This is a genomic window from Bradyrhizobium sp. SZCCT0148 (assembly GCF_018129985.1).
In the GTDB taxonomy this organism is placed as follows: Bacteria; Pseudomonadota; Alphaproteobacteria; order Rhizobiales; family Xanthobacteraceae; genus Bradyrhizobium; species Bradyrhizobium japonicum_H.
Genome location: NZ_JAFCKT010000003.1, coordinates 617755 through 636625, shown reverse-complemented (window position 1 = coordinate 636625; position 18871 = coordinate 617755). Strand labels below are relative to the sequence as shown.

The 18871-nt window shown below is 65.3% G+C and carries 21 protein-coding genes; 7 read left to right on the top strand and 14 right to left on the bottom strand.

The window, feature by feature from the left end; all coding sequences use genetic code 11:
• Positions 1-153: 153 nt before the first annotated feature.
• From JQ580_RS14870 to JQ580_RS14835, 8 genes are all read right to left on the bottom strand, one after another.
• Positions 154-780, bottom strand: coding sequence for a single stranded DNA-binding domain-containing protein (locus tag JQ580_RS14870; RefSeq protein ID WP_212280793.1), 627 nt, complete (start codon positions 778-780; stop codon positions 154-156).
• A 76-nt stretch (positions 781-856) separates the two neighbouring features.
• Positions 857-1483 (bottom strand): hypothetical protein, encoded by a 627-nt coding sequence (locus tag JQ580_RS14865; RefSeq protein ID WP_212280792.1) that lies wholly within the window; start codon positions 1481-1483, stop codon positions 857-859.
• 66 nt (positions 1484-1549) lie between these two features.
• The gene (locus JQ580_RS14860; protein ID WP_212280791.1) at positions 1550-2389 is read right to left on the bottom strand and encodes a shikimate dehydrogenase; all 840 of its coding nucleotides are present in this window, start codon (positions 2387-2389) and stop codon (positions 1550-1552) included.
• A 66-nt stretch (positions 2390-2455) separates the two neighbouring features.
• Positions 2456-4198 carry a SulP family inorganic anion transporter gene (locus JQ580_RS14855; RefSeq protein WP_212280790.1) on the bottom strand — a complete coding sequence of 581 codons (1743 nt, stop codon included), beginning with the start codon at positions 4196-4198 and terminating at the stop codon, positions 2456-2458.
• 109 nt (positions 4199-4307) lie between these two features.
• Entirely contained in the window at positions 4308-4580 is a 273-nt protein-coding gene (locus tag JQ580_RS14850; RefSeq protein WP_212280789.1) for a helix-turn-helix domain-containing protein, read from the bottom strand.
• A 260-nt stretch (positions 4581-4840) separates the two neighbouring features.
• Positions 4841-6889: an elongation factor G gene (locus JQ580_RS14845; protein WP_212280788.1), complete on the bottom strand. Its 2049-nt coding sequence runs from the start codon at positions 6887-6889 to the stop codon at positions 4841-4843.
• A gap of 199 nt (positions 6890-7088) precedes the next feature.
• Complete coding sequence (locus tag JQ580_RS14840; protein ID WP_212280787.1) at positions 7089-7568, bottom strand: DUF992 domain-containing protein; 480 nt, start codon at positions 7566-7568, stop codon at positions 7089-7091.
• A 154-nt stretch (positions 7569-7722) separates the two neighbouring features.
• The gene (locus JQ580_RS14835) at positions 7723-8925 is read right to left on the bottom strand and encodes a pyridoxal phosphate-dependent aminotransferase (protein WP_212280786.1); all 1203 of its coding nucleotides are present in this window, start codon (positions 8923-8925) and stop codon (positions 7723-7725) included.
• Positions 8926-9454: 529 nt separating this feature from the next.
• On the opposite strand from JQ580_RS14835, the gene JQ580_RS14830 reads away from it, so the two are divergent.
• The 6 genes from JQ580_RS14830 (at position 9455) to JQ580_RS14805 (ending at position 13330) form a co-directional block, all read left to right on the top strand.
• Complete coding sequence (locus JQ580_RS14830; RefSeq protein ID WP_212280785.1) at positions 9455-10105, top strand: glutathione S-transferase family protein; 651 nt, start codon at positions 9455-9457, stop codon at positions 10103-10105.
• 154 nt (positions 10106-10259) lie between these two features.
• Entirely contained in the window at positions 10260-10436 is a 177-nt protein-coding gene (locus JQ580_RS14825) for a hypothetical protein (RefSeq protein ID WP_167443327.1), read from the top strand.
• Between the two features lie 73 nt (positions 10437-10509).
• The gene (locus JQ580_RS14820) at positions 10510-10668 is read left to right on the top strand and encodes a hypothetical protein (protein WP_212280784.1); all 159 of its coding nucleotides are present in this window, start codon (positions 10510-10512) and stop codon (positions 10666-10668) included.
• A 129-nt stretch (positions 10669-10797) separates the two neighbouring features.
• Positions 10798-11610 (top strand): PAS-domain containing protein, encoded by an 813-nt coding sequence (locus tag JQ580_RS14815; RefSeq protein ID WP_212280783.1) that lies wholly within the window; start codon positions 10798-10800, stop codon positions 11608-11610.
• A gap of 71 nt (positions 11611-11681) precedes the next feature.
• A complete protein-coding gene (locus tag JQ580_RS14810) occupies positions 11682-12137 on the top strand; it encodes a GNAT family N-acetyltransferase (protein WP_212280782.1) in 456 nt (151 codons plus the stop codon).
• Between the two features lie 251 nt (positions 12138-12388).
• Positions 12389-13330: an aldo/keto reductase gene (locus JQ580_RS14805; protein ID WP_212280781.1), complete on the top strand. Its 942-nt coding sequence runs from the start codon at positions 12389-12391 to the stop codon at positions 13328-13330.
• Between the two features lie 16 nt (positions 13331-13346).
• Here JQ580_RS14805 and hmuQ read toward each other — a convergent pair whose 3' ends face one another.
• The 3 genes from hmuQ to JQ580_RS14790 all read right to left on the bottom strand — a co-directional run bounded on the left by hmuQ (position 13347) and on the right by JQ580_RS14790 (position 16513).
• On the bottom strand, positions 13347-13661 hold the full coding sequence (gene hmuQ / locus JQ580_RS14800; protein WP_212280780.1) for a heme-degrading protein HmuQ: 315 nt from the start codon (positions 13659-13661) through the stop codon (positions 13347-13349).
• A gap of 75 nt (positions 13662-13736) precedes the next feature.
• Positions 13737-14954, bottom strand: a complete 1218-nt coding sequence (locus tag JQ580_RS14795; protein ID WP_212280820.1) for a DUF1501 domain-containing protein — start codon at positions 14952-14954, stop codon at positions 13737-13739.
• 2 nt (positions 14955-14956) lie between these two features.
• Positions 14957-16513 (bottom strand): DUF1800 domain-containing protein, encoded by a 1557-nt coding sequence (locus tag JQ580_RS14790; protein WP_212280779.1) that lies wholly within the window; start codon positions 16511-16513, stop codon positions 14957-14959.
• A gap of 114 nt (positions 16514-16627) precedes the next feature.
• Here JQ580_RS14790 and JQ580_RS33820 point away from each other — a divergent pair, with 114 nt between their 5' ends.
• On the top strand, positions 16628-16843 hold the full coding sequence (locus JQ580_RS33820; protein WP_249134160.1) for a cysteine-rich CWC family protein: 216 nt from the start codon (positions 16628-16630) through the stop codon (positions 16841-16843).
• A 61-nt stretch (positions 16844-16904) separates the two neighbouring features.
• On the opposite strand, the gene JQ580_RS14785 is transcribed toward JQ580_RS33820, so the two are convergent.
• The 3 genes from JQ580_RS14785 to JQ580_RS14775 form a co-directional block, all read right to left on the bottom strand.
• Positions 16905-17603, bottom strand: coding sequence for a glutathione S-transferase family protein (locus tag JQ580_RS14785; protein ID WP_212280778.1), 699 nt, complete (start codon positions 17601-17603; stop codon positions 16905-16907).
• 106 nt (positions 17604-17709) lie between these two features.
• On the bottom strand, positions 17710-17940 hold the full coding sequence (locus JQ580_RS14780) for a hypothetical protein (RefSeq protein ID WP_212280777.1): 231 nt from the start codon (positions 17938-17940) through the stop codon (positions 17710-17712).
• Positions 17937-18716, bottom strand: coding sequence for a sulfite exporter TauE/SafE family protein (locus JQ580_RS14775; protein WP_212280776.1), 780 nt, complete (start codon positions 18714-18716; stop codon positions 17937-17939). The genes JQ580_RS14780 and JQ580_RS14775 overlap by 4 nt, the downstream gene beginning before the upstream one ends.
• Between the last annotated feature and the right edge of the window lie 155 nt (positions 18717-18871).

Here is an 18871-nt window from a genome sequence, read left to right as displayed (position 1 = left end):
GTCGAAGCGAGCCATCAAAGCCTCCCTTTGGGAAGCCTTGAATCACTCCGCCTCATCACCCGCAAGGGGTTTGGGTACAGAACCTAGAGCGGAGCCGATCGGGGATGACAGCGGAATCTGCGACGGTCGTTGCGTCTTACAACTCACACCACCTCACATCGGCGGCGTAATTCCATCGCGGCCGACATTGATGCGGTTCGCTTCCAGCGTTCCATCATCCTTCTTCGCCGCGCCGAAGATGATCAGCTTGGCGCCCGGCTTCACGTCCGACTTGTCGGTGGCGATAAAGGTGACGATCGGCGTGTCCGGCGGCACGACGACTTTCTTCTCGCCGTCCTTGTATTTGACCGTGATGTTCTGGCCGTCGGTGCCCTTCACCGTTTGCGCCACGGTGGCATTGGTCATGGTCGAATTGGCACGCGCGTCCCAGGGACGGAAGCCCTCGGCGGCGCCGCGCTGGTTCTCCGGGAAAATGTGGACCGCGATCGCCTTCTGGGTGCCGTCGGGCTCGGGCATGCCGGTAACGCCGATGTAGGAGCCATCCTTGATCTCGGACAGCGAGGTCTTCACCACGGCAAAGACGGCGACGTTGTCGGTCATGCGCACCTTCACGTCGGTGCCTTCGCGGGTCTTGATGGCCAGCGTGTTGCCGTCAACGCTCTCGATAGTGCCGCGGATGCGGACCGTCGGCGCCTGCTGCGCGAACGCAGACGACGCGAGAATGCACGCGGCGAATGCCGCCACGGCAAGACGTGACACAGGATTATTCGACTTCAGCATGAAAGTTCCCTTCAGGGCGTGGCGGCGGTCAAACATGGCAACCCCGCCCAACCACCGCTATTCCAGGCCGTAGCGATCACATCGGCGGTACGAGGTCGTCGCGGCCGACGCTGACGCGATTGGTCTCGAACGAGCCGTCCGGCAACTGCTTCATGAAGGCGATCACCTTGGCGCCGGCCTTCAGCTCGGATTTGTCGCTCGGCACGAAGGTCACCACCGGCGTGTTGTCGGCGACGAAGACTTTCTTCTCGCCGTCCTTGTACTTGACGAGCAGCGTATGGCCGTCATTGCCGACGACGCTTTCCGCCACCGTCGCATTGGTCATGCTGGAGTTGGGCTTGAGGTCCCAGGGCCGCGAGCCCTCGCCGGTGCCGCGCATGCTCTCCGGAAAGACGTGCACCTCGACGGCATTCTGGCCGCCGTCCGGTCCGGGCACCGTGGTCGCACCGATGAACGAACCTGGCTTGATGTCGGCGAGTGAAATCCTGGTAATGCCTGACACGTTCACGTCAGGCGCGATGCGCAGCTTGACGTCCTCGCCGCTGCGCGACTTGACCTGCATGGTGTCGCCGTTGACGGCTTCGATGGTGCCGCGCACCCGCGTCGGCACCGGCGCCCTTTGGGCAAGGGCGCAATAAGTCGAGACGGCCACCATCGCGACGGCGATCAGTGGACGTGTGAAAGTTGCGCGTTGAGCGGCCATGACGGTCTCCGATTGTCCCACGACGGTATAACTCCGCAGATGGTCGTGCTATTCGCCGCATCCCTCTCAAGTCTTTGTGAGATCGGCCTCGACCAATGCGCGCAATTCGGCGGTGACCTCCGGTCGCCGGCCGAACCACAGCTCGAAGCCACGTACCGCCTGATGCAGCAGCATGCCGAGCCCGTCGGCGGTCTTTAGGCCACGCGCATTGGCGGCGGCGAGCAGCGGCGTCACCAGCGGCACATAGACGAGGTCAGCCACCACCGCCGCCTGCGGCAGGCGCGCGACATCGACATCGAGTGCGGGCTGGCCGTGCATGCCGAGCGAGGTCGTATTCACGAGAAGTTTTGCGCGCGGCAGCACGTCGTCGATTCCGTCCCACATCACGGGACGCACGTTCGGCCCAAACTGTCCTGCCAGCGTCTCGGCCCGCGCGATGGTGCGATTGGCGAGATGGATGCGCTTGATCCCGCGCTCGAGCAGGCCGAACACGACCGCCCGCGAGGAGCCGCCGGCGCCGAGCACCAGCGCCTCCTCGGCCGCGTCCCAGCCGGGAGCGCTGGCGTCGAGATTGCCGATGAAACCTTCGACGTCGGTATTGGTCGAGCGCAGTTCGCCTTCGGCAAACCACAGCGTATTGGCCGCGCCGACGGCCGTGGCGCGCGCGTCTGGCGTCGACAGCGCCAGCACGCCTTCCTTGTGCGGGATGGTGACGTTGGCGCCGACGAAGCCGCGCAGCGACAGCCGCAGCACGAAGTCGCGCAAATCCTCGGGCGGCACCGCCTCGATGACGTAGCCGCCCTCGATGCCCAACGTGCGCAGCCAGTAATGATGGATCAGCGGCGAGCGCGAATGCGCGGCCGGCCATCCGATCAGGCAGGCTGCAGGAGCTTTGGGCGCGGTCATCGTTTCCTCGGGGTCGTATCCGAGGCGATCCATTTCGTGTCGCGCCCGCTCTGTCAAGCGCGCCCGTCAGCCCGCGGCAGGCTCCTCGCCGGCGCCGCCCTTGATGTCGGCTATGGCGCGCTCGAGGCTCTGGCGATAGCGCGCCCGCGGCGGCGTCACGCCATGGGTGAGTAGCGCGCGGCGGACCGTGGGCGAGGCCCCCGTGATGAACAGCCGGATGCCCTGACGGTGGGCCTTGGCGGCGACGCGGCCGAGCACGTTTGCGGCCGTCGAATCCAGGAACGGCACCGCGGCGAAATCGACCACGAAGGCCTTGCGCTTGTCGGCGACCTCGTCGAGCACGCTGCCGATCGCGGAGGCCGCGCCGAAGAAGAACGCGCCGGTGATGCGATAGACCAGCACGTCGCGATCGACCGCGAGCGCGGGATCGTAGCGAACGCGATCGCCATTGCCGTCGTCGGGACGATCGCCGGCGACCAGTGGCGAGCGTTCCTCGATACCCGTCATCTCCGCCATGCGATGGATGAACAGCACCGCGCCGAGCGCGAAGCCGACCAGGATGCCTTCGGTCAGATCGCGGAAGACCGTCAGCAGGAAAGTCGCGAGCAGCACGACGGCATCGCCCCATGACGAACGCAGCAGCGTGGCGAATTCCTGCTTCTCCGCCATGGTCCAGGCCACCACGACCAGCACCGAGGCGAGCGCGGCCAGCGGAATGTAGCTTGCCAGCGGCGCCGCGATCAGCATGAACAGCAACAGGAACACGGCGTGCAGCATGCCTGCCAGCGGCCCGCGCGCGCCGGCGCGGATGTTGGTGGCAGTGCGCGCGATCAGGCCGGTGACGCAGATGCCGCCGAACAGCGCCGAGCCGATATTGGCGGCGCCTTGCGCCACCAGCTCGCAATTGGAGCGGTGACGGCGCCCGGTCATGCCGTCGGCCACCACCGCCGACAACAGCGATTCGATCGCGGCCAGCAGTGCGAACGAGATCGCATCCGGCAGCACGGCGGTCGCTTTCGCAACCGAGAAGGCTGGCAGCGCCGGCGAGGGCAATTCGCGCGGTATGCCGCCGAAGCGCGAGCCGATGGTTTCCACCGGCAACGACAGCACGGCACAGGCAACGGCGGCGAGCACGACCGCGATCAGGATGCCGGGCCAGGACGGCCGCCAGATCCGCAGGGCCGCGATGATGGCGATGCTGACGATAGCGACCGCGATGGCGGATGGATTGATGGTGTTGAGGCCGCCGGCGAGCGCGACCAACTTTGGAACGAACTCGCTGGGCTCTTTCCCCGCAAGCGTGATCCCCGAGAGATCGCGGAGCTGGCTTGCGAAGATGATCACGGCGATGCCGGCGGTGAAGCCGACCGTCACCGGATAGGGAATGAACTTGATGTAGGTGCCGATGCGCAGCAGGCCCGCGGCGATCAGGAACAGGCCCGCCATCAGGGTGGCGAGGATGACGCCGTCGACACCGTGGCGCTCCGCGGTCGCTGCGACCAGGACGATGAACGCGCCAGCGGGTCCGCCGATCTGGAAGCGGCTGCCACCGAGCAGCGAAGCGATGAAACCGCCGACGACTGCGGTGTAAAGGCCGCGATCCGGCGTCACGCCCGAGGCGATCGCGATCGCCATCGACAGCGGTAACGCCACGATCGCAACCGTCAGGCCCGCGAAGACGTCGGCGCGGAAGTCCGCGATGCCGTAGCCTTCACGCCAGACGGTGACGAGCTTTGGCAAATAGAGTTCGGTGAAGCTCGGTTGACGAAGCTGGTGCAGCTTGCCTGCGTGTTCGCCCGTGATGCTCATTTTAGCAAAGTGCTCCGCTGCCCACAACGCTCCGATGCATCGTGCGGCCGCGTGCTTCGGCGCGACGGTGCGTTATTTCAAACTGCTTGAGAGCATGATCATCGCGGGATCACGCTCCCACCCGACGCGGTGGCCCCGGCTCTTTCAGCCGAACGCCGCGGCCGCCGCTTTCACTGCGCGCCTGCTCGCCGATCAGTTCGACGCCGGCCCGCTCGAACGCATCGACCACCTTGATCAGGGTCTCGACCACGCCACGCACATTGCCGGTCGAAGCCTCCATCCGCTGGATGGTCGGCAACGAAACACCGGCAAGCTCGGCCAGGGTTTTCTGGTCAATGCCCAGCAGCGCGCGGGCCGCCCGCATCTGGAACGACGTGATCACCTTAGCCTCACGGATTAACGCTTATAATTGATATCTAGAACGTGTACAATGATGTAAAATACATCACAGGGAAGCGAATGCAAGCCCTCCTTCAATCCAGAATCCCACTGCGGAGATTCTCTGGATTGCTTCGCTGCGCTCGCAATGACGGGTTGATGGGCCGGATCGACCAAAAAATCCGACAGGCGGAAACAGCCTCCGCCCCACCCTCTCCCCGCATAAGGGGGCGAGGGTGGGAGAGAGATTGCGTCCCTAATACCTCACGCCGCGTGCTGATGCGCGGCGATGATCTGGTCGGCGGCGCGGCCGGTGACTTCGGCCATGTGGTCGAACGTGCGCGTGAAGCTGCCGGCGCCGGCGGTGGCCGAACGCAGCTCCACGATCAGCTCGCCGATCTCGGCTTCCGGCATCATGGCGCGGACGCAGTCCCAGCCCTCCCAACCGTCACGCGTGTCGAAGCCGAGGATCTGGCCGCGCCGCGCCGACAGGATCGCGTTGATCTTGGCGGTGGCCTCGGTCGGACAGACGATCTCGACCACGTGGATCGGCTCCAGCAGCACCGACTGGCACTGCGGCAGGCCTTCGTTCAGTCCGATCCGCGCCGCCGTGCGGAAGGCGAGATCGGAAGAGTCGACGCTGTGATAGGAGCCGTCGGTCAGCGTCACCTGCAGATCGGTGACGGGGAAACCGAGCGGACCTCGCGTCAATCCGTCGACGACGCCTTCCTCCACCGCGCCGATATAGTTGCGCGGCACGGCGCCACCAACGACCTTCTCGGCGAACTTGAAGCCCTCGCCGCGCGGCAACGGCCTGATGTCGAGCACGACGTCGCCGAACTGGCCGTGACCGCCGGACTGCTTCTTGTGGCGGCCGCGCTGGACGATCGGCTTGCGGATGGTCTCCTGATAGCCGATGGCGGGTGGATGCGACGTGATCTTGACGCCGAAGCGGTCGCGCAGCCGCTCGCCGGCGACACGCAGATGCATTTCGCCCTGCCCCCACAGCACGGTGTCGTGGGTCTGGGCGTTCATCACGATGACGAGCGAGGGATCCTCCTCGTGCAGCCGCGTCAGCGCCTGGCCGAGCTTGACGTCGTCCTTGCGATCGGTGGCCGCAACCGAGATCGCGAGCACCGGCGGCGTCGGCTCCGCAACCGCGAGCGCCGCAGGCGGGGTCTTGCCGCTCGAGACCGTGTCGCCGGTCTTGATCGAATCGAGCTTGGCGAGCGCCACCGTATCGCCGGCTTCGGCCGCGGCACGCTTGGTGTCGTAGGCGCCGCTGACGGCAAGGATGCCGGAGACGCGGCCCGCTCCTCCGGAAGCGGATTGCAGCGTGGCGCCGTCCTCGAGATGCCCGGCGAGCAGCCGCGTCAACGACAGTTTGCCGCCATGCTGCGAATGCAGCGTCTTGAACACGAAGCCGAGCGCGTCCCTGGTCTCGGCAACGCCGAGGCGTTTTGCGGTCTGCGCTATGCCCGGCGCCTCGTGACGCAGCGCCTTCATCAAACGCAGCACACCGTTCTCGCGCGCGGCAGCGCCCAGCAACACGGGGCAGATCAGCCCTTCGCGCAATTCACGGGCGAGATCGTCGAACACGGCATCACGCGGTGGCTGGATGTCTTCGAGCAACTGCTCCATCAGTGCGTCGTCGTGATCGGCGAGCTTCTCCAGCATCGAGAAGCGGGCTTCCTTCTCGCGATCGAGATCGCCGCCTTCGAGCGCGACCACCTCGGAGGCCTTGTGCTCGCGATAAATGAAGGCGCGCTCCAGCGCGAGATCGACGAAGCCCTCGATCAACTCGTCCTTCCAGATCGGGATCTGGCGCAGCACCAGCGGCACGCGCGAGGCCGGCTGTAATGTCGCGAGCGTTTCGCGGATGCGTTTGTTGGCGCGATCGATCTTGTTGAGGAACAGGAAACGCGGGATCTTCAGCTCTTCGAGTTCGCGCAGGATGATCTGGAGCTGCGGCAGCTTCTTTTCGTCGGCCTCGCAGACGACGATCGCGGCATCGACCGCAGGCAGCGCGGCACGCATATCGTGGGCAAACTCGACGGAGCCGGGACAATCGAGAAAGGTATAGCTGTCGCCCATGAAACTCGTGGTGGCGGCAGTCAGGCCGACGCTCATCTTGTGATGACGGGCCTCGGGCGTGGCGTCGCCAACTGAGGTTCCGGCATCGACGCTGCCGGCGCGCGGGATCGCGCCCGTTCGCGCCAGGATTGCTTCGAGAAGTGTGGTTTTACCGCTTTGGAAAGGGCCCACCAGCGCGATGCACCGTGGACCTCGGGGACTTCTGACGTCTTGTCCCATTCGCCGCCTCCTTGGTGTGGAGCTCGGCCCATGATTGGGTCGGCAAGCGCAGATGCTCTGCCCGTCCCCGAGATTTGGCAAGCGTCAAAAATCGCTGCGGTGCGTCGTCGATCGGATCAGGTCTTATAATGCCGTGATCGCAGGTCTGGTGTTCCACCTCTCCCCCGGAGAGATGGAAAAGAGCCTGGCTCGCAAATCCTCAACGGCCCGGGCGAAGTTCCAGGCTCTCCAGACCGGCGGCGACGTTGATGCCGACCTGGCCCTGCAGGCTGAGCGGCTGGAGCGAGATCGAATTGTTGGAGCCGCCGACCAGCACGTTGCCGCCACCGCCGACGCCGAGCGAGGCGCTGCCCTGCGCACCCGCATAATTGCCGGCGAGGTCGCCGGGGCCGAGCCGGTCGACGGGTGCGAACACGCCCCATGCCAGAGCCGTCTCCTGGGTGATGCCGATGTCGAGACCGACCTTGCGGATCGTCGCGACGTAACGATCATCGGGCAGGCCGTCGGCGCGCAGCACGCAGCCGAGATGGGTCACCGATCCCACGATGAAGCCGACGCTGGCGCCGCCGCGGCATTCGAGCACGCCGACCCGCGCCGTCCGCTGCTGCGCATTGCCGCCCACGCTGGAGACAACGAGGCTGGCGGCGGCGAGCCCGGCGAAGATGAACGAACGGCGCATGACATATCTCCGGCAATGATGGGCATGGAGGGCGCGGCAGACGCCGCGCGATGGTCTATGCCACAACCGTTCGGGTGGCGCCAGATCGCGCAAGCGTGAAAGAAAAAGGGCCCGCGACGCGCGAGCCCTTTCACGTCCGATCGTTGCTGCGCGCTTAACGCAGATTACCACAGAAGCGCTGGATGCGCTTGCAGGCGTCTTCGAGGTCCGAGGTCTTGGTCGCGTAGGAGATGCGGAAGGCCGGTCCAAGGCCGAAGGCTGAACCCTGCACCACCGCGACGCCTTCGGTCTCCAGCAGTTCGGTGACGAAGTCCTCGTCATTGGCGATCACCTTGCCCGACGGCGCGGTCTTGCCGATGGTGCCCGCGCAGGACGGATAGACGTAGAACGCGCCCTCGGGACGCGGGCATTCGATGCCCTTGGCCTGGTTGAGCATGGAGACGACGAGGTCACGCCGCTCCTTGAACACCTTGTTGTTAGCGGGGATGAAGTCCTGCGGACCGTTGAGAGCTTCCACCGCCGCCCATTGCGCAATCGAGGACGGGTTCGATGTCGACTGCGACTGGATCGTCGCCATCGCCTTGATCAGATGCGCGGGGCCGCCGGCATAGCCGATACGCCAGCCGGTCATGCAATAGGCCTTCGACACACCGTTCACGGTGAGGGTGCGGTCGTAGAGTTTCGGCTCGACCTGCGCCACGGTGGTGAAGACGAAATCGTCATAGACGAGGTGCTCGTACATGTCGTCGGTCATCACCCAAACATGCGGGTGCTTGACCAGCACGTCGGTGAGCGCCTTCAGCTCGGCCCTGGTGTAGGCCGCGCCGGTCGGGTTCGACGGCGAGCACAGGATGACCCATTTGGTCTTCGGCGTGATCGCGCCTTCGAGCGCATCGGGCTGAAGCTTGAAGCCGGTCGCGGCGGTGCAGACCACCGGCACCGGCTCGCCGCCGGCGAGCGCCACCATCTCAGGGTAGCTGACCCAGTACGGCGCGGGAATGATCACCTCGTCGCCCGGATTGATGGTCGCCATCAGCGCATTGTACAGCACCTGCTTGCCGCCGGTACCGACGATGATCTGGTTCGGCTTGTAGGTGACGCCGTTCTCGCGCTGAAACTTCGCGATGATGGCTTCCTTCAATTCGGGAATGCCGTCGACTGCGGTGTACTTGGTCTTGCCGGCTTCGATGGCGTGGATCGCCGCCAGCTTGATGTTGGCGGGCGTGTCGAAGTCGGGCTCGCCGGCGCCGAGGCCGATGACGTTGCGGCCCGCCGCTTTCAGCGCACGTGCTTTATCCGTGACCGCGATGGTCGCGGACGGCTTCACACGGTCGAGCGCAGCGGCAAGGAAGGACATCGTCATCTCCTGACAAGCGTCGTGAACCCATGGGTCGTCACGACTCTGATTGTGGGAATGTAGACACCCTAAAACGTGTGCCGCTGCACCGCAAGAAACTTCGGCCCGATCCCGGAAAAACTTGGGCATCCGGAGCGGTTCAAGCAGCGATTTCCGGCAATTTTCCGCAACTTTGCCGCGGGAATCGCTCATATCTCGGAAGGCTTGTCCTCGGAGCAATTTTTTGCGCGATGCGCGCCCTGAATTCGATCGCCGCCATGCCATTGGCTTGTCTGGTCATGGCGAGCTGAGACACATATCGTCCAACCGCACACGATCACGCGACGCGATGAGTCGTGTGTTGACGCAAGCGTGAACTGTGCTGCATGGCCGCATGGAAATGATTTTCCGTCGCATTGCAGTGCGGTAGGGTTTTCGAGTTTTTCTATTGGCCGGCCCTTGCGGCGGATTCGCATCGGCATCATTGTTTAGCCGCGGCGCGTGGGCAGGACGCATCGCACCTTCCCATCCTTCGGAAATCGTCCCCAGAATGTACAAGCTCTATTCGATGCAGCGCTCGGGCAACAGCTACAAGGTCCGCCTTGCGCTGGCGCTCTTGAACGTGCCCTACGAAGCGATCGAGGTGGACATTCTGCGCGGCGAGAGCCGCACGCCGGACTTTCTGACCAAGAACCCGTCGGGACAGGTGCCACTGCTCGAAGTCGGCGACGACCGCTTTCTCGCCGAGTCCAATGCGATCCTCTGGTACGTCGCCGTCGGTACGCCGCTCGCACCGGAGAACCGCATCGACCGCGCCGAGGCGCTGCAATGGATGTTCTTCGAGCAGCACGCACTCGAGCCGAATATCGGCGCAGCCTATTTCTGGCTGTCGCTGGTCAAGGGGGGCCGCGACCTGCAGACCCATTCGCTGGAGGACTGGATGGAGCGCGGTTACGGCGCGCTCCAGGTGATGGAGAACCACCTCAAGACCAACGCCTATTTCGCCGCGCGGCAACTGACCGTCGCCGACATCGCGCTGTACGGCTACACCCACCTCGCCGACCGCTGCGACTTCGACCTCCAGGCCTTCCCGGCGATCCGCGACTGGCTGAGGCGGGTGGAGGCTGCGCCGGGCTTCGTACCGATGGACTGGCGGCCGGCCGACGTCAGCGACCCCGCCAGCATTGCCGCCGGCGCCTGAACGCAGCACGCGCCCTTGGGAATAGCGGGTACAAAGGTAACATCTGCCGCAATCCCGCCATTTTCAGGGCGCTAGCCGCCGCAATATTGCCGGTTGAAACTGGGAAATTCAGCAAGTCGCGGGTGATTCGCTCGCGCGTTGAAGGATTTAGACCATGATACGGGCGTCCGGCACGGCAGGCTTTCAGGGCCAACCCGCACCCGTCGCATCCTCCCGGTTAATTCATGCGGTCGCTGCCTCGCTGGCGGTTGCCGCGCTCTCGCTGTGCCTGATCGTCGCCCTGACGGTGCTCTCGACCAAGGCGACCATGGCGATGGGCCTGCCGGTCTGATTTCCGTTTCATCCTGGTTGAGCCTTCAAGGCGCCGAGCGACCCGCACTGACCGGCATCGTAACGGGACGTCGATGAAGTCACCTGTGGTAGTCGTTGCAATCGCGCTGACTGCGGCCATCCTGGTCGCGGCGTCGCTGCTGATCGTCGTCGGCACCCGCAAGGGCCCGGGGACGTCGACGCTGAATGTGCCCGCGCTGCAGCAGCCCCTCAAGCCCGCGCATCTGGTCTAAAATCATCTGAAAGCCTTAGGCTTGTGCGCAAGCGAGGCTTAGGCACGCCGCGCGAAAACGCATCGCATCGGCGGAACGTTCAGCCAGTGTTGCCGCCTTAGCTCGTTCAAGGAGGAGCGAGACTGGTCGATGCGAGTCCGATGGCGTGCGATCTCCGGTCCAGTGCTGACGGCAGCAACCCTGCTGCTGGCGACGGTGTTCGATCGCTTTATCCCCACGGCCTCGCCCGCGCCGCTGCTGGTCTGCATCGTGGCGCTCGCCGGCGCATTGTCGGGTCTCGCCTCCGCCGTCACCAGTGCGGCCATCGCGGTGATCGGCGCCGCGCTGCTCATCCTCGGCCGTCACGGCGTTTCCGGCTCGACCACCGCCGATCTGGCCCCGCTCGGCCTCATGGCGATCGCGGCTGCCGCCACGGCCGGCATCACCGGCCTGATGCGCGAGCGGCTACTCGGCACGTTCGCGGCCGAGCGCCGGAGCCACGCCACGGCGGCACGGCTGTCGGCCGCGCTCGACCAGGTCGATATCGGCATCGTGCTGCTCGATGCCGAGACGCGGGCCGAGTTCATCAACCGCGCGTTCCGTGACTATTTCGCGGTGCCGGATGAGATCGCCGACGGCAAGCCGCCCTTCATCGCGCTGATGTATCACGGCCGCGACACTGGCGCGTTCGAACTGCCCGAGGACGAACTCGGCACCTTCATCGCACAGCGCATGGAGATGGTGCGGATCGGCGACGCCACGCCGATCAACATCGCCTTGCGCGCCGGCGAGGTGCTGCGCTTCGTCTGCACGGCACTGCCCGACGGCGGGCGCATGCTCAGCTACACACCGGTGACCGATCTCGTACGCCACACCGACGCGCCTTCACGCGCCGACTACTACCGCTCGCTGCGCGATCCCGCCGGCCGCAGGCTGATCCGGTATCTGCGCGTCGCGGAGTGATGCGACCAGCGATTGATCAGCACGCCCGTCTTCACGTATGAAGGACATCACATCGATCGCAGAAAATCCACATGTCGCTCACCATTCGCGCCGTCACCAGGCAGGACTATGATCAATGGCTGCCGCTGTGGGACGGCTACAACGCCTTCTACGGCCGCTCCGGCCCGACCGCGCTGGCGGGCGAGATCACCGCGGCGACGTGGCAGCGTTTCTTCGATGCCTACGAGCCGGTGCATGGGCTGGTCGCCGAGAGCGACGGCAAGCTGCTCGGCATGACGAACTACCTATTTCATCGCAGCACCACGGCGATCGAGCCGTCATGCTATCTCCAGGACCTGTTCACCTCCGAGGAAGCGCGCGGCAAGGGCGTCGGCGCGGCGTTGATCCACGGCGTGTATGAGCGGGCGAAACTGGCGGGATCGCCACGCGTCTATTGGCAGACGCACGAGACAAATGTCACGGCGCAGCGCCTGTACGACAAGGTCGCGGAGCGCTCCGGCTTCATCGTCTATCGCAAGCTGTTCTGACCCCGGCGCGCATCTGTGGATAAGTCCGCCTGTCACCCTCGCGTAACATAGCGGGACTACGCTGCACCTGCGTCTGATCAGGCCCCCCGTCACCGATCAAGCGCCCCAAGCGGTCCCCGTCAGTCGCCGCGTCTGACAGGGGCCGCATTTTTTTGTCCGCCCTGCCGGCATGGCAGCAGCGCGGCGCGCGCCTTGCTGCTGCGGCGCACGATGGTCACAATGGGTGGCTGCTCTCTCTGACAGGATCCACCATGGAAATTCGCAATCTCGGCGCTTCCGGCCTTCGTGTGTCCGCGGTCGGGCTCGGCTGCAACAATTTCGGCCAGCGCACGGATCTGGAGACCTCGCGCAAAGTGATCCATCGCGCGCTCGATCTCGGCATCACGCTGTTCGACACCGCCGACATCTATTCGAACATGGGCGGCTCGGAAACCGTGCTCGGCGCAGTGCTGGGCGAGCGCCGCAAGGACATCGTGCTGGCAACGAAATATTCCAAGCCGATGGCCGAGGACGGCACCAAGCAGGGCGCCTCGCGCCGCTATATCATGAACGCCGTGGAAGCGAGCCTGAAGCGGCTGAAGACGGATTACATCGATCTCTACCAGCAGCACGACTATGACCCGCTGACGCCGATCGAGGAGAGCCTGCGCGCGCTCGACGATCTCGTCCGCCAGGGCAAGGTGCGCTACATCGGCAATTCGAACTTTCCGGCCTGGCGCGTCGCTGAAGCCGAGTACGTCGCACGCGCGATGAATGTCAGCCGCTTCGTCTCCTGCCAGGACGAATACTCGCTGGTCGTGCGCGACATCGAGAAGGACCTGCTGCCGGCAGCAACGGAGTACAAGCTCGGCCTGTTGCCATTCTTCCCGCTTGCCAGCGGACTTCTGACCGGCAAGTACCGCAAGGGCGAGGCCGCGCCCGGCGACACCCGCTTCGGCAAGGTGGAACGGCTGCGCGAGCGCTACGTCACGCCTCGCAACGAGGACATCGTCGAGAAGCTCCAGGCCTTCGCCAAGGCCCGCGGCCACAGCTTGCTCGAGCTCGCCTTCTCCTGGCTCGCCGCCCGCCCGCAGGTGTCGAGCGTGATCGCCGGCGCCACCCGCGTCGAGCAGATCGAGCAGAACGTCAAGGCGATCGTCTGGAAGCTCACTGCCGAGGAGATGGCGGAGATCGACAAGATCACCCTGGGCTGACCTTCTAGGCGCGGCGCTACTTCGCCACGGTCTGGATCACCTCGAAGCCTTCGAACTGGGGATGGCCGAGATAGGCCGGCTTGGTGTCACCGGCCCGCGCATGCGCCGCGCGGAACGCATCGGATTTGGTCCACGCCTCGAAGGCGGCATGGTTCGACCAGATGGTGTGCGAAGCGTAGAGCGTATGGTCCTCGAGCTCTGGCCCTTTTAGCAAGTGGAATTCGACGAAGCCCGGCACCTTGTCCAAATGCGTGTCACGCGAGAGCCAGACCTGCTCGAAGGCGGACTCGGAGCCCTTGGCGACACGGAAGCGGTTCATGGCGATGTACATGGGTGGTCTCCTGATGCTCGGCTCATCATGTCGTCATTCCGGGACGCGCCGCAAGGCGCGCGCCCGCAATGACGGTTAGGCAACCAATCCCTTCATCGGCCTTGCGCTCGCGCTGTCCGGGAACACCGTCTCGGCCAGCACGCGATCGGACAGGCCGAACTGGTCCTGCAGCACGCCCTTGACGACGCAGCGGAGATCGGTGGTCGGCTTGAGGTCGCGCCCCTCGTAGAGATTGGCGAGCTTGAGGCCTGGCCAGTCGGAGATGACGCGGCCGCCTTTCACGGCGCCGCCGGCGAGCAGCGCGATCGTGCCGGTGCCGTGATCGGTGCCGTCGGTGCCGTTGATGCGTGCGGTACGGCCGAATTCGGTGGCGACGACGACGACGGTGTCGCGCCAGCGCTCCCCCAAGCCGCTTTCGAATTCGGCGAGCGCGCCGTCGAGCCCGCCGAGCAGAAAGGCGAGACGACCGACCGGGCCGCCCTCGTTGGCATGCGTGTCCCAGCCGTCGAAGGCAAGCGCGGCGATGCGCGGGCCGTCATCCGCCGCCATCAACTTGGCCGCGCCACGCGCGACCTGGCGCATCTGCGCCACCGCATTGCCGGGCTTCGGCTTCATGTCGGCGCCGCTCGCGGCCTTGTCGAGCTGGAGGCCTTGCGACAGGGCCATCGCCAGCGCGGGATCGCGATGACGGTAGAGATCGACGAGGCGCATCGCGGTGTCGTCGTCGGCCTGCGGCAGCGCCACCGGCGCCCAGCCGACGGTCGGTGCGTTGCCACGCAACACCAACGGCGTGGTGGGCCCAACCGCAAGCGCGCTCGATACACGCTCGCCGCGCGGCAGCGCTTCCAGCGCGCGATTGAGCCAGCCGGACTGCACGCGGCCCGGCCCGGCATAGCCGCTTTCGAGCACGTCCTGGCCGTCGAAATGCGAGCGGTCGCGATAGGGCGTCGCCACCGCGTGGATCACCGCGGCGTGCTTGTCGCGATACATGCGCGCGAACTCCGGCATCGCCGGATGCAGCGCAAAGAACGAATCCAGCATGATCGCGGGATGCGCTCCATCCGCTGCAAGCGCGATCGAGCCGTGCAGGCCTGCATAATCGGGATCGCCGATCGGCGCGACGGTCGAGAGACCGTCGAGCGCGCCGCGCAGGATCACCACGACCAGCCGGGGATCGCGGCCATCAGCGGCACGTGCGAATTTCGGCAAGTAAGCCCAGGCTGCAAACGACGCGCCGCCGAGCAGTAGCCTACGACGCGAGGTGAGGAGGCGGTTCTCGACGTAGTCGACCATCATCATCTCCTTTGCATTTCCGGCGACATCAAGAGCAGCGCCAGGGCCTGCTGGCGCGATTCCGCGCGCTCGATGGTTTTACGCGTCTCGATGGAGGCCGCGTCGGCTGCAGCAAATTCCAGCAGATCCAGCGGATCGATGTTGGGCCCGAGCCGTGCACCCATTTGCGCGGCGATATCGAGCCTGAGTTTCATGCCCTCGGGCGCAGCCCACGCCGCGGTGGTATCGGGGAAACCATTGGGGCCGGCGGGCGACCACAGCGGCTGCCCCAGCAGGTTCAGATTGTTCAGATAGGCGCCGGGATCCTCCGGGACGCGGGCGAGCAGCCGGCCGCTCGCGACCAGGAAATCGTAAGGCGAGCGCATCTTGGTCAGCGGCGCCTTCCAGGCCTCGTCGGAATCGACCAGTGCCGTCGCAAGCGCCTTGAGGTCGCCGTCGGTCTTGACGAAGACATCGCGCAACCGCGCGACCAATGCCGGAGGCGGCTCGTCGGCGACGAAATGACGGACGAATTTGGTGGCGATGAAGTTCGCGGTTGACGGATGGCGCGCGATATCGGCGAGCGCGGCTTCGCCCTGCGCAAGGCCTGTCGCCTCGTAGGTCTTGCCGAGCAGCATCTGCGCGCCGGGCTGGTGCGCATTGGCGTTGAACACGAAGGAGCCGGGTGCGCCGAGCTGCCCCTGCCGTCCGGCAAAGGTCCAGCCGGTGATGATGCGTGCGAGCGCGGTGACGTCCTCCTGCGAATAGCCACCGCCGACGCCGAGCGTATGCAGCTCCATGATCTCGCGCGCGAGATTTTCGTTGAGCCCGCGCTTGCGATTCTGGCCCGCGCGCGAATCCGGCCCGAGCGATTGCTGGTTGTCGAGGAAGAACAGCATCGCCGGATGCTGCTCGACCGCCTTCAGCATGTCGGCGAAGCGTCCGAGCACATGCGGCCTGATTGCCTCGCGCTCGAACGCGCCGGCCCAGATCCGCGCCAGCTCGCCCTTGGTCGCGGAAATGCAGAAATGGTTGGACCAGAACGCGACGAGACGCTCGGTGAAGCCGCAGGTGGCCAGTGTCGCGCGCTGCAGGCGCGCCAGTGCCTCGGCGCGGAAGGTCTTCTGAATCACGTTGAGCGGTTGCGGAGCCGGCTTTGCCGAAGGCGGTGCGACCGCACTGGGCTGTATCGCGTCCGGCTTTGCGACACTGTCCGCCGGCTTTGTCTCGGCCATCTGGCCGGCGACCTCCGTTGCTGCCGCATTCAGCGAGAGATTGCGGCGGAGCCCTGGCTTCTGATCCGTGGGCGCAGGCGACGGCGTCTCGGCGGGCGCGGCCGCCTTGGCCGTTTCGCGCGCCTGCCTGACTTGATCCTGATAGGCGAAGACTGCCTGCCCAAGTTGCTGTGTCGATTGCAGACCGGGCGCCTCCAGCAACACCCCGCTTGCGCGGACGAGCTCCGCCTTCACAAAGCCGCGTGGATCTGAGGCGGCATTGATGAGATCGCCGGAGGCGCCGCCGCGGGCGCCGAGGCCAAAACGGTTGAGCGCGACGAGCGCGGCTTGCGAATCGCGGGCCATCAATTTGTCCTTCGCGTGCCGAGAGCCGCTTTCGGAGTCCGCATGCGACGCCTAATATACAGCAGCGACCGATGAACCCGACATGAAAATCACGGCGAAGCTTCGACGGAAATCATGACAAATTCGAAAGATTTCTCAGCCCCGGAACCGCGCCGCCTCGCCTGCGCGCGCTGCGGCACCGAGTTCGGCTGCGATCTCTCGGGCACCTGCTGGTGCGCGGAGGAGACAGCGAAGCTGCCGATACCGGTCGAGAGCGAAGACTGCCTGTGCCGGGAGTGTTTGAGGAAAGCGGCGGAGGAAGCCCATAGCCCGGATGGAGCACGCGCGTAATCGGGGGATCGTTCCGTCGACGGCGGCCCCGGATTTCGCCGCGCTCATCCAGGCTACGAAACTAGACTGGATGCCCCGGCGATTTCCGCGCAATGCCGTCGAACGCGTCGAGCAGTTTTTCGCGCCAGGCATAAACCGGATCATCCGGCTCGAGCAGCTTGAACGGGCTGACCACGCGCGCCCATTGAAAGCCTCCGAACACGATATAGTCGGCATAGTTCGGCGTAGCGCCGCCGATGAAGGGCTGCTTCTTGACGGTCTGTCGCATCACCTCCAGCGATTTGCGGAACGCGACCACGCCGGTGTCGCGGCTCGCCATGACCTGTTCCAGGCTGTTGCCGCCGAAGCGCGCCTCGCGCGACTGGCGGAAATAGGCGGCATCGACTTCGGCGAGATTGTTCGGGATGTCGGCCACGATCAGCGGAAAGATGCCGCCGACGATCGCGATGTCGCCCCAGGCGTTGAGCATGCGCGCCATGGCACGGCCGCCTTCGCCGCCGAAGAGCGACGGACGGTCCGGGAAATTGTCTTCGAGGTAATTTGCGATCGTCCAGGAATCGACGACGGGCTTGTCGTGATGCAAGAGCACCGGCACCTTCTCCGAGCCGTGCGGCGCGATCGCGCTCTTTTCGGTGAAGCGCCAGGGCAGCGATTGCGCGGACAGGCCTTTATGCGCCAGCGCCATCCGCGTGCGCCAGCAATACGGGCTAAACGGGCGCGCGGGATCGATGCCGACGAGTTCGTAGAGCTTGAGTGACATGGTGGTCTTCCGTCATCGCGAGCGCGAGCGAAGCAATCCAGACTGCCGCCGCGAAAGACATTCTGGATTGCTTCGCTCGCGCTCGCAATGACGATGTGATGAGGCATCACCGCCCGTACGTGCGCAGCAACCTCTCGCCGTCTTCCGTCACCGCGATGACCAGCCCGAGACCTGGCAGGGTCTCGCGCGAGACGAGCCCGCGATCCGCGGCATCTTCCCAGATGGTCAGGCGCGGGCAGGAGGTCTTCCAGGTCGCGATCACCTCGGCATAGGCGCGCGGCTCGCGTGCGATCCATTCGACGAAGTCCAGCACCAGCGGATCGGCTATCTCGCTCATTGCAAACCTCCCTTTTCGAAGGCGGCCAGCACCGGTGTGCGAACCATCAACCAGCCGCCATAGGCGATGTAGTAACAGGCAATGGTGGTGATCAACTTGTTGGACCAGGCGATGAATTGCTGGTCGGTCATGGCTTCCAGGATGCGCCGCGCCAGCGTGGTGCCGAGCATCGAGGCGGCGATCGCGACGCCAGCGAGCATGGGATCGAGGCTCGCAGCCTGGTCGATGATGCCGCCGAAATAGATCAGCTTGGTGAAATGGCTGACGAGCTGGCACATCGCTTTCGTCGCCACCTTCTCGCGCCGGCCGAAATCGCCGCCGAGGAAGAAGGTATCGAGCAACGGCCCCGACACGCCGGTCATCAGCATCAAGCCCATGCAGATCATGCCGTAGACGGTGCCCTGCCAGAGGCTGTCGGGATTAGGCTTGATGCTCGCGGGCAACAGCCGTGCCATGAATGGGGTGATGCCGAGCAGCAGCAGCGCCATCGGCTTGTCAGGTACGTAGCGGGTGAGCGACCAAGCCGCGAGCGCGACGGCAGCGCCGACCATGTAGTTCGCGACCGGCCGCCAGCGGATATGCGCACGCCAGAGAAACGCGCGCCAGCCGTTCGAGGCCATCTGCGTGATCGCATGCAGCACCATTGCGGTCGGCAGCGGCATCAGCGCCAGCAGCACGCCGATCAGGATCAGCCCGCCCGCCATGCCGAACAGCCCCGACAGGAACGCGGTGGCCACCATCAGCAATCCGAGGGCCGCGATCATGATGGGCGTCACGAAGATTCCTCTCGGCAGGCATGGGGGTGCAGGCTGTCTCAACTCCTCGCCCCGCTTTTCCAAGGCGGAGAGGCGGAAGCGCTACCCGGAAAAAATCAGTCTGAAACGACGCTGCAAAATCTGCCCTGCTTGCTCCACCTTCGCAAACTGAGTTA

Bases quoted from the DNA above. Each gene is read 5' to 3' on its own strand.
- JQ580_RS14870 (WP_212280793.1), bottom strand. From the start codon at position 780: ATGCTGAAGTCGAATAATCCTGTGTCACGTCTTGCCGTGGCGGCATTC.
- JQ580_RS14865 (WP_212280792.1), bottom strand. From the start codon at position 1,483: ATGGCCGCTCAACGCGCAACTTTCACACGTCCACTGATCGCCGTCGCG.
- JQ580_RS14860 (WP_212280791.1), bottom strand. From the start codon at position 2,389: ATGACCGCGCCCAAAGCTCCTGCAGCCTGCCTGATCGGATGGCCGGCC.
- JQ580_RS14855 (WP_212280790.1), bottom strand. From the start codon at position 4,198: ATGAGCATCACGGGCGAACACGCAGGCAAGCTGCACCAGCTTCGTCAA.
- JQ580_RS14845 (WP_212280788.1), bottom strand. From the start codon at position 6,889: ATGGGACAAGACGTCAGAAGTCCCCGAGGTCCACGGTGCATCGCGCTG.
- JQ580_RS14840 (WP_212280787.1), bottom strand. From the start codon at position 7,568: ATGCGCCGTTCGTTCATCTTCGCCGGGCTCGCCGCCGCCAGCCTCGTT.
- JQ580_RS14835 (WP_212280786.1), bottom strand. From the start codon at position 8,925: ATGTCCTTCCTTGCCGCTGCGCTCGACCGTGTGAAGCCGTCCGCGACC.
- JQ580_RS14830 (WP_212280785.1), top strand. From the start codon at position 9,455: ATGTACAAGCTCTATTCGATGCAGCGCTCGGGCAACAGCTACAAGGTC.
- JQ580_RS14825 (WP_167443327.1), top strand. From the start codon at position 10,260: ATGATACGGGCGTCCGGCACGGCAGGCTTTCAGGGCCAACCCGCACCC.
- JQ580_RS14820 (WP_212280784.1), top strand. From the start codon at position 10,510: ATGAAGTCACCTGTGGTAGTCGTTGCAATCGCGCTGACTGCGGCCATC.
- JQ580_RS14815 (WP_212280783.1), top strand. From the start codon at position 10,798: ATGCGAGTCCGATGGCGTGCGATCTCCGGTCCAGTGCTGACGGCAGCA.
- JQ580_RS14810 (WP_212280782.1), top strand. From the start codon at position 11,682: ATGTCGCTCACCATTCGCGCCGTCACCAGGCAGGACTATGATCAATGG.
- JQ580_RS14805 (WP_212280781.1), top strand. From the start codon at position 12,389: ATGGAAATTCGCAATCTCGGCGCTTCCGGCCTTCGTGTGTCCGCGGTC.
- hmuQ (WP_212280780.1), bottom strand. From the start codon at position 13,661: ATGTACATCGCCATGAACCGCTTCCGTGTCGCCAAGGGCTCCGAGTCC.
- JQ580_RS14795 (WP_212280820.1), bottom strand. From the start codon at position 14,954: ATGGTCGACTACGTCGAGAACCGCCTCCTCACCTCGCGTCGTAGGCTA.
- JQ580_RS14790 (WP_212280779.1), bottom strand. From the start codon at position 16,513: ATGGCCCGCGATTCGCAAGCCGCGCTCGTCGCGCTCAACCGTTTTGGC.
- JQ580_RS33820 (WP_249134160.1), top strand. From the start codon at position 16,628: ATGACAAATTCGAAAGATTTCTCAGCCCCGGAACCGCGCCGCCTCGCC.
- JQ580_RS14785 (WP_212280778.1), bottom strand. From the start codon at position 17,603: ATGTCACTCAAGCTCTACGAACTCGTCGGCATCGATCCCGCGCGCCCG.
- JQ580_RS14780 (WP_212280777.1), bottom strand. From the start codon at position 17,940: ATGAGCGAGATAGCCGATCCGCTGGTGCTGGACTTCGTCGAATGGATC.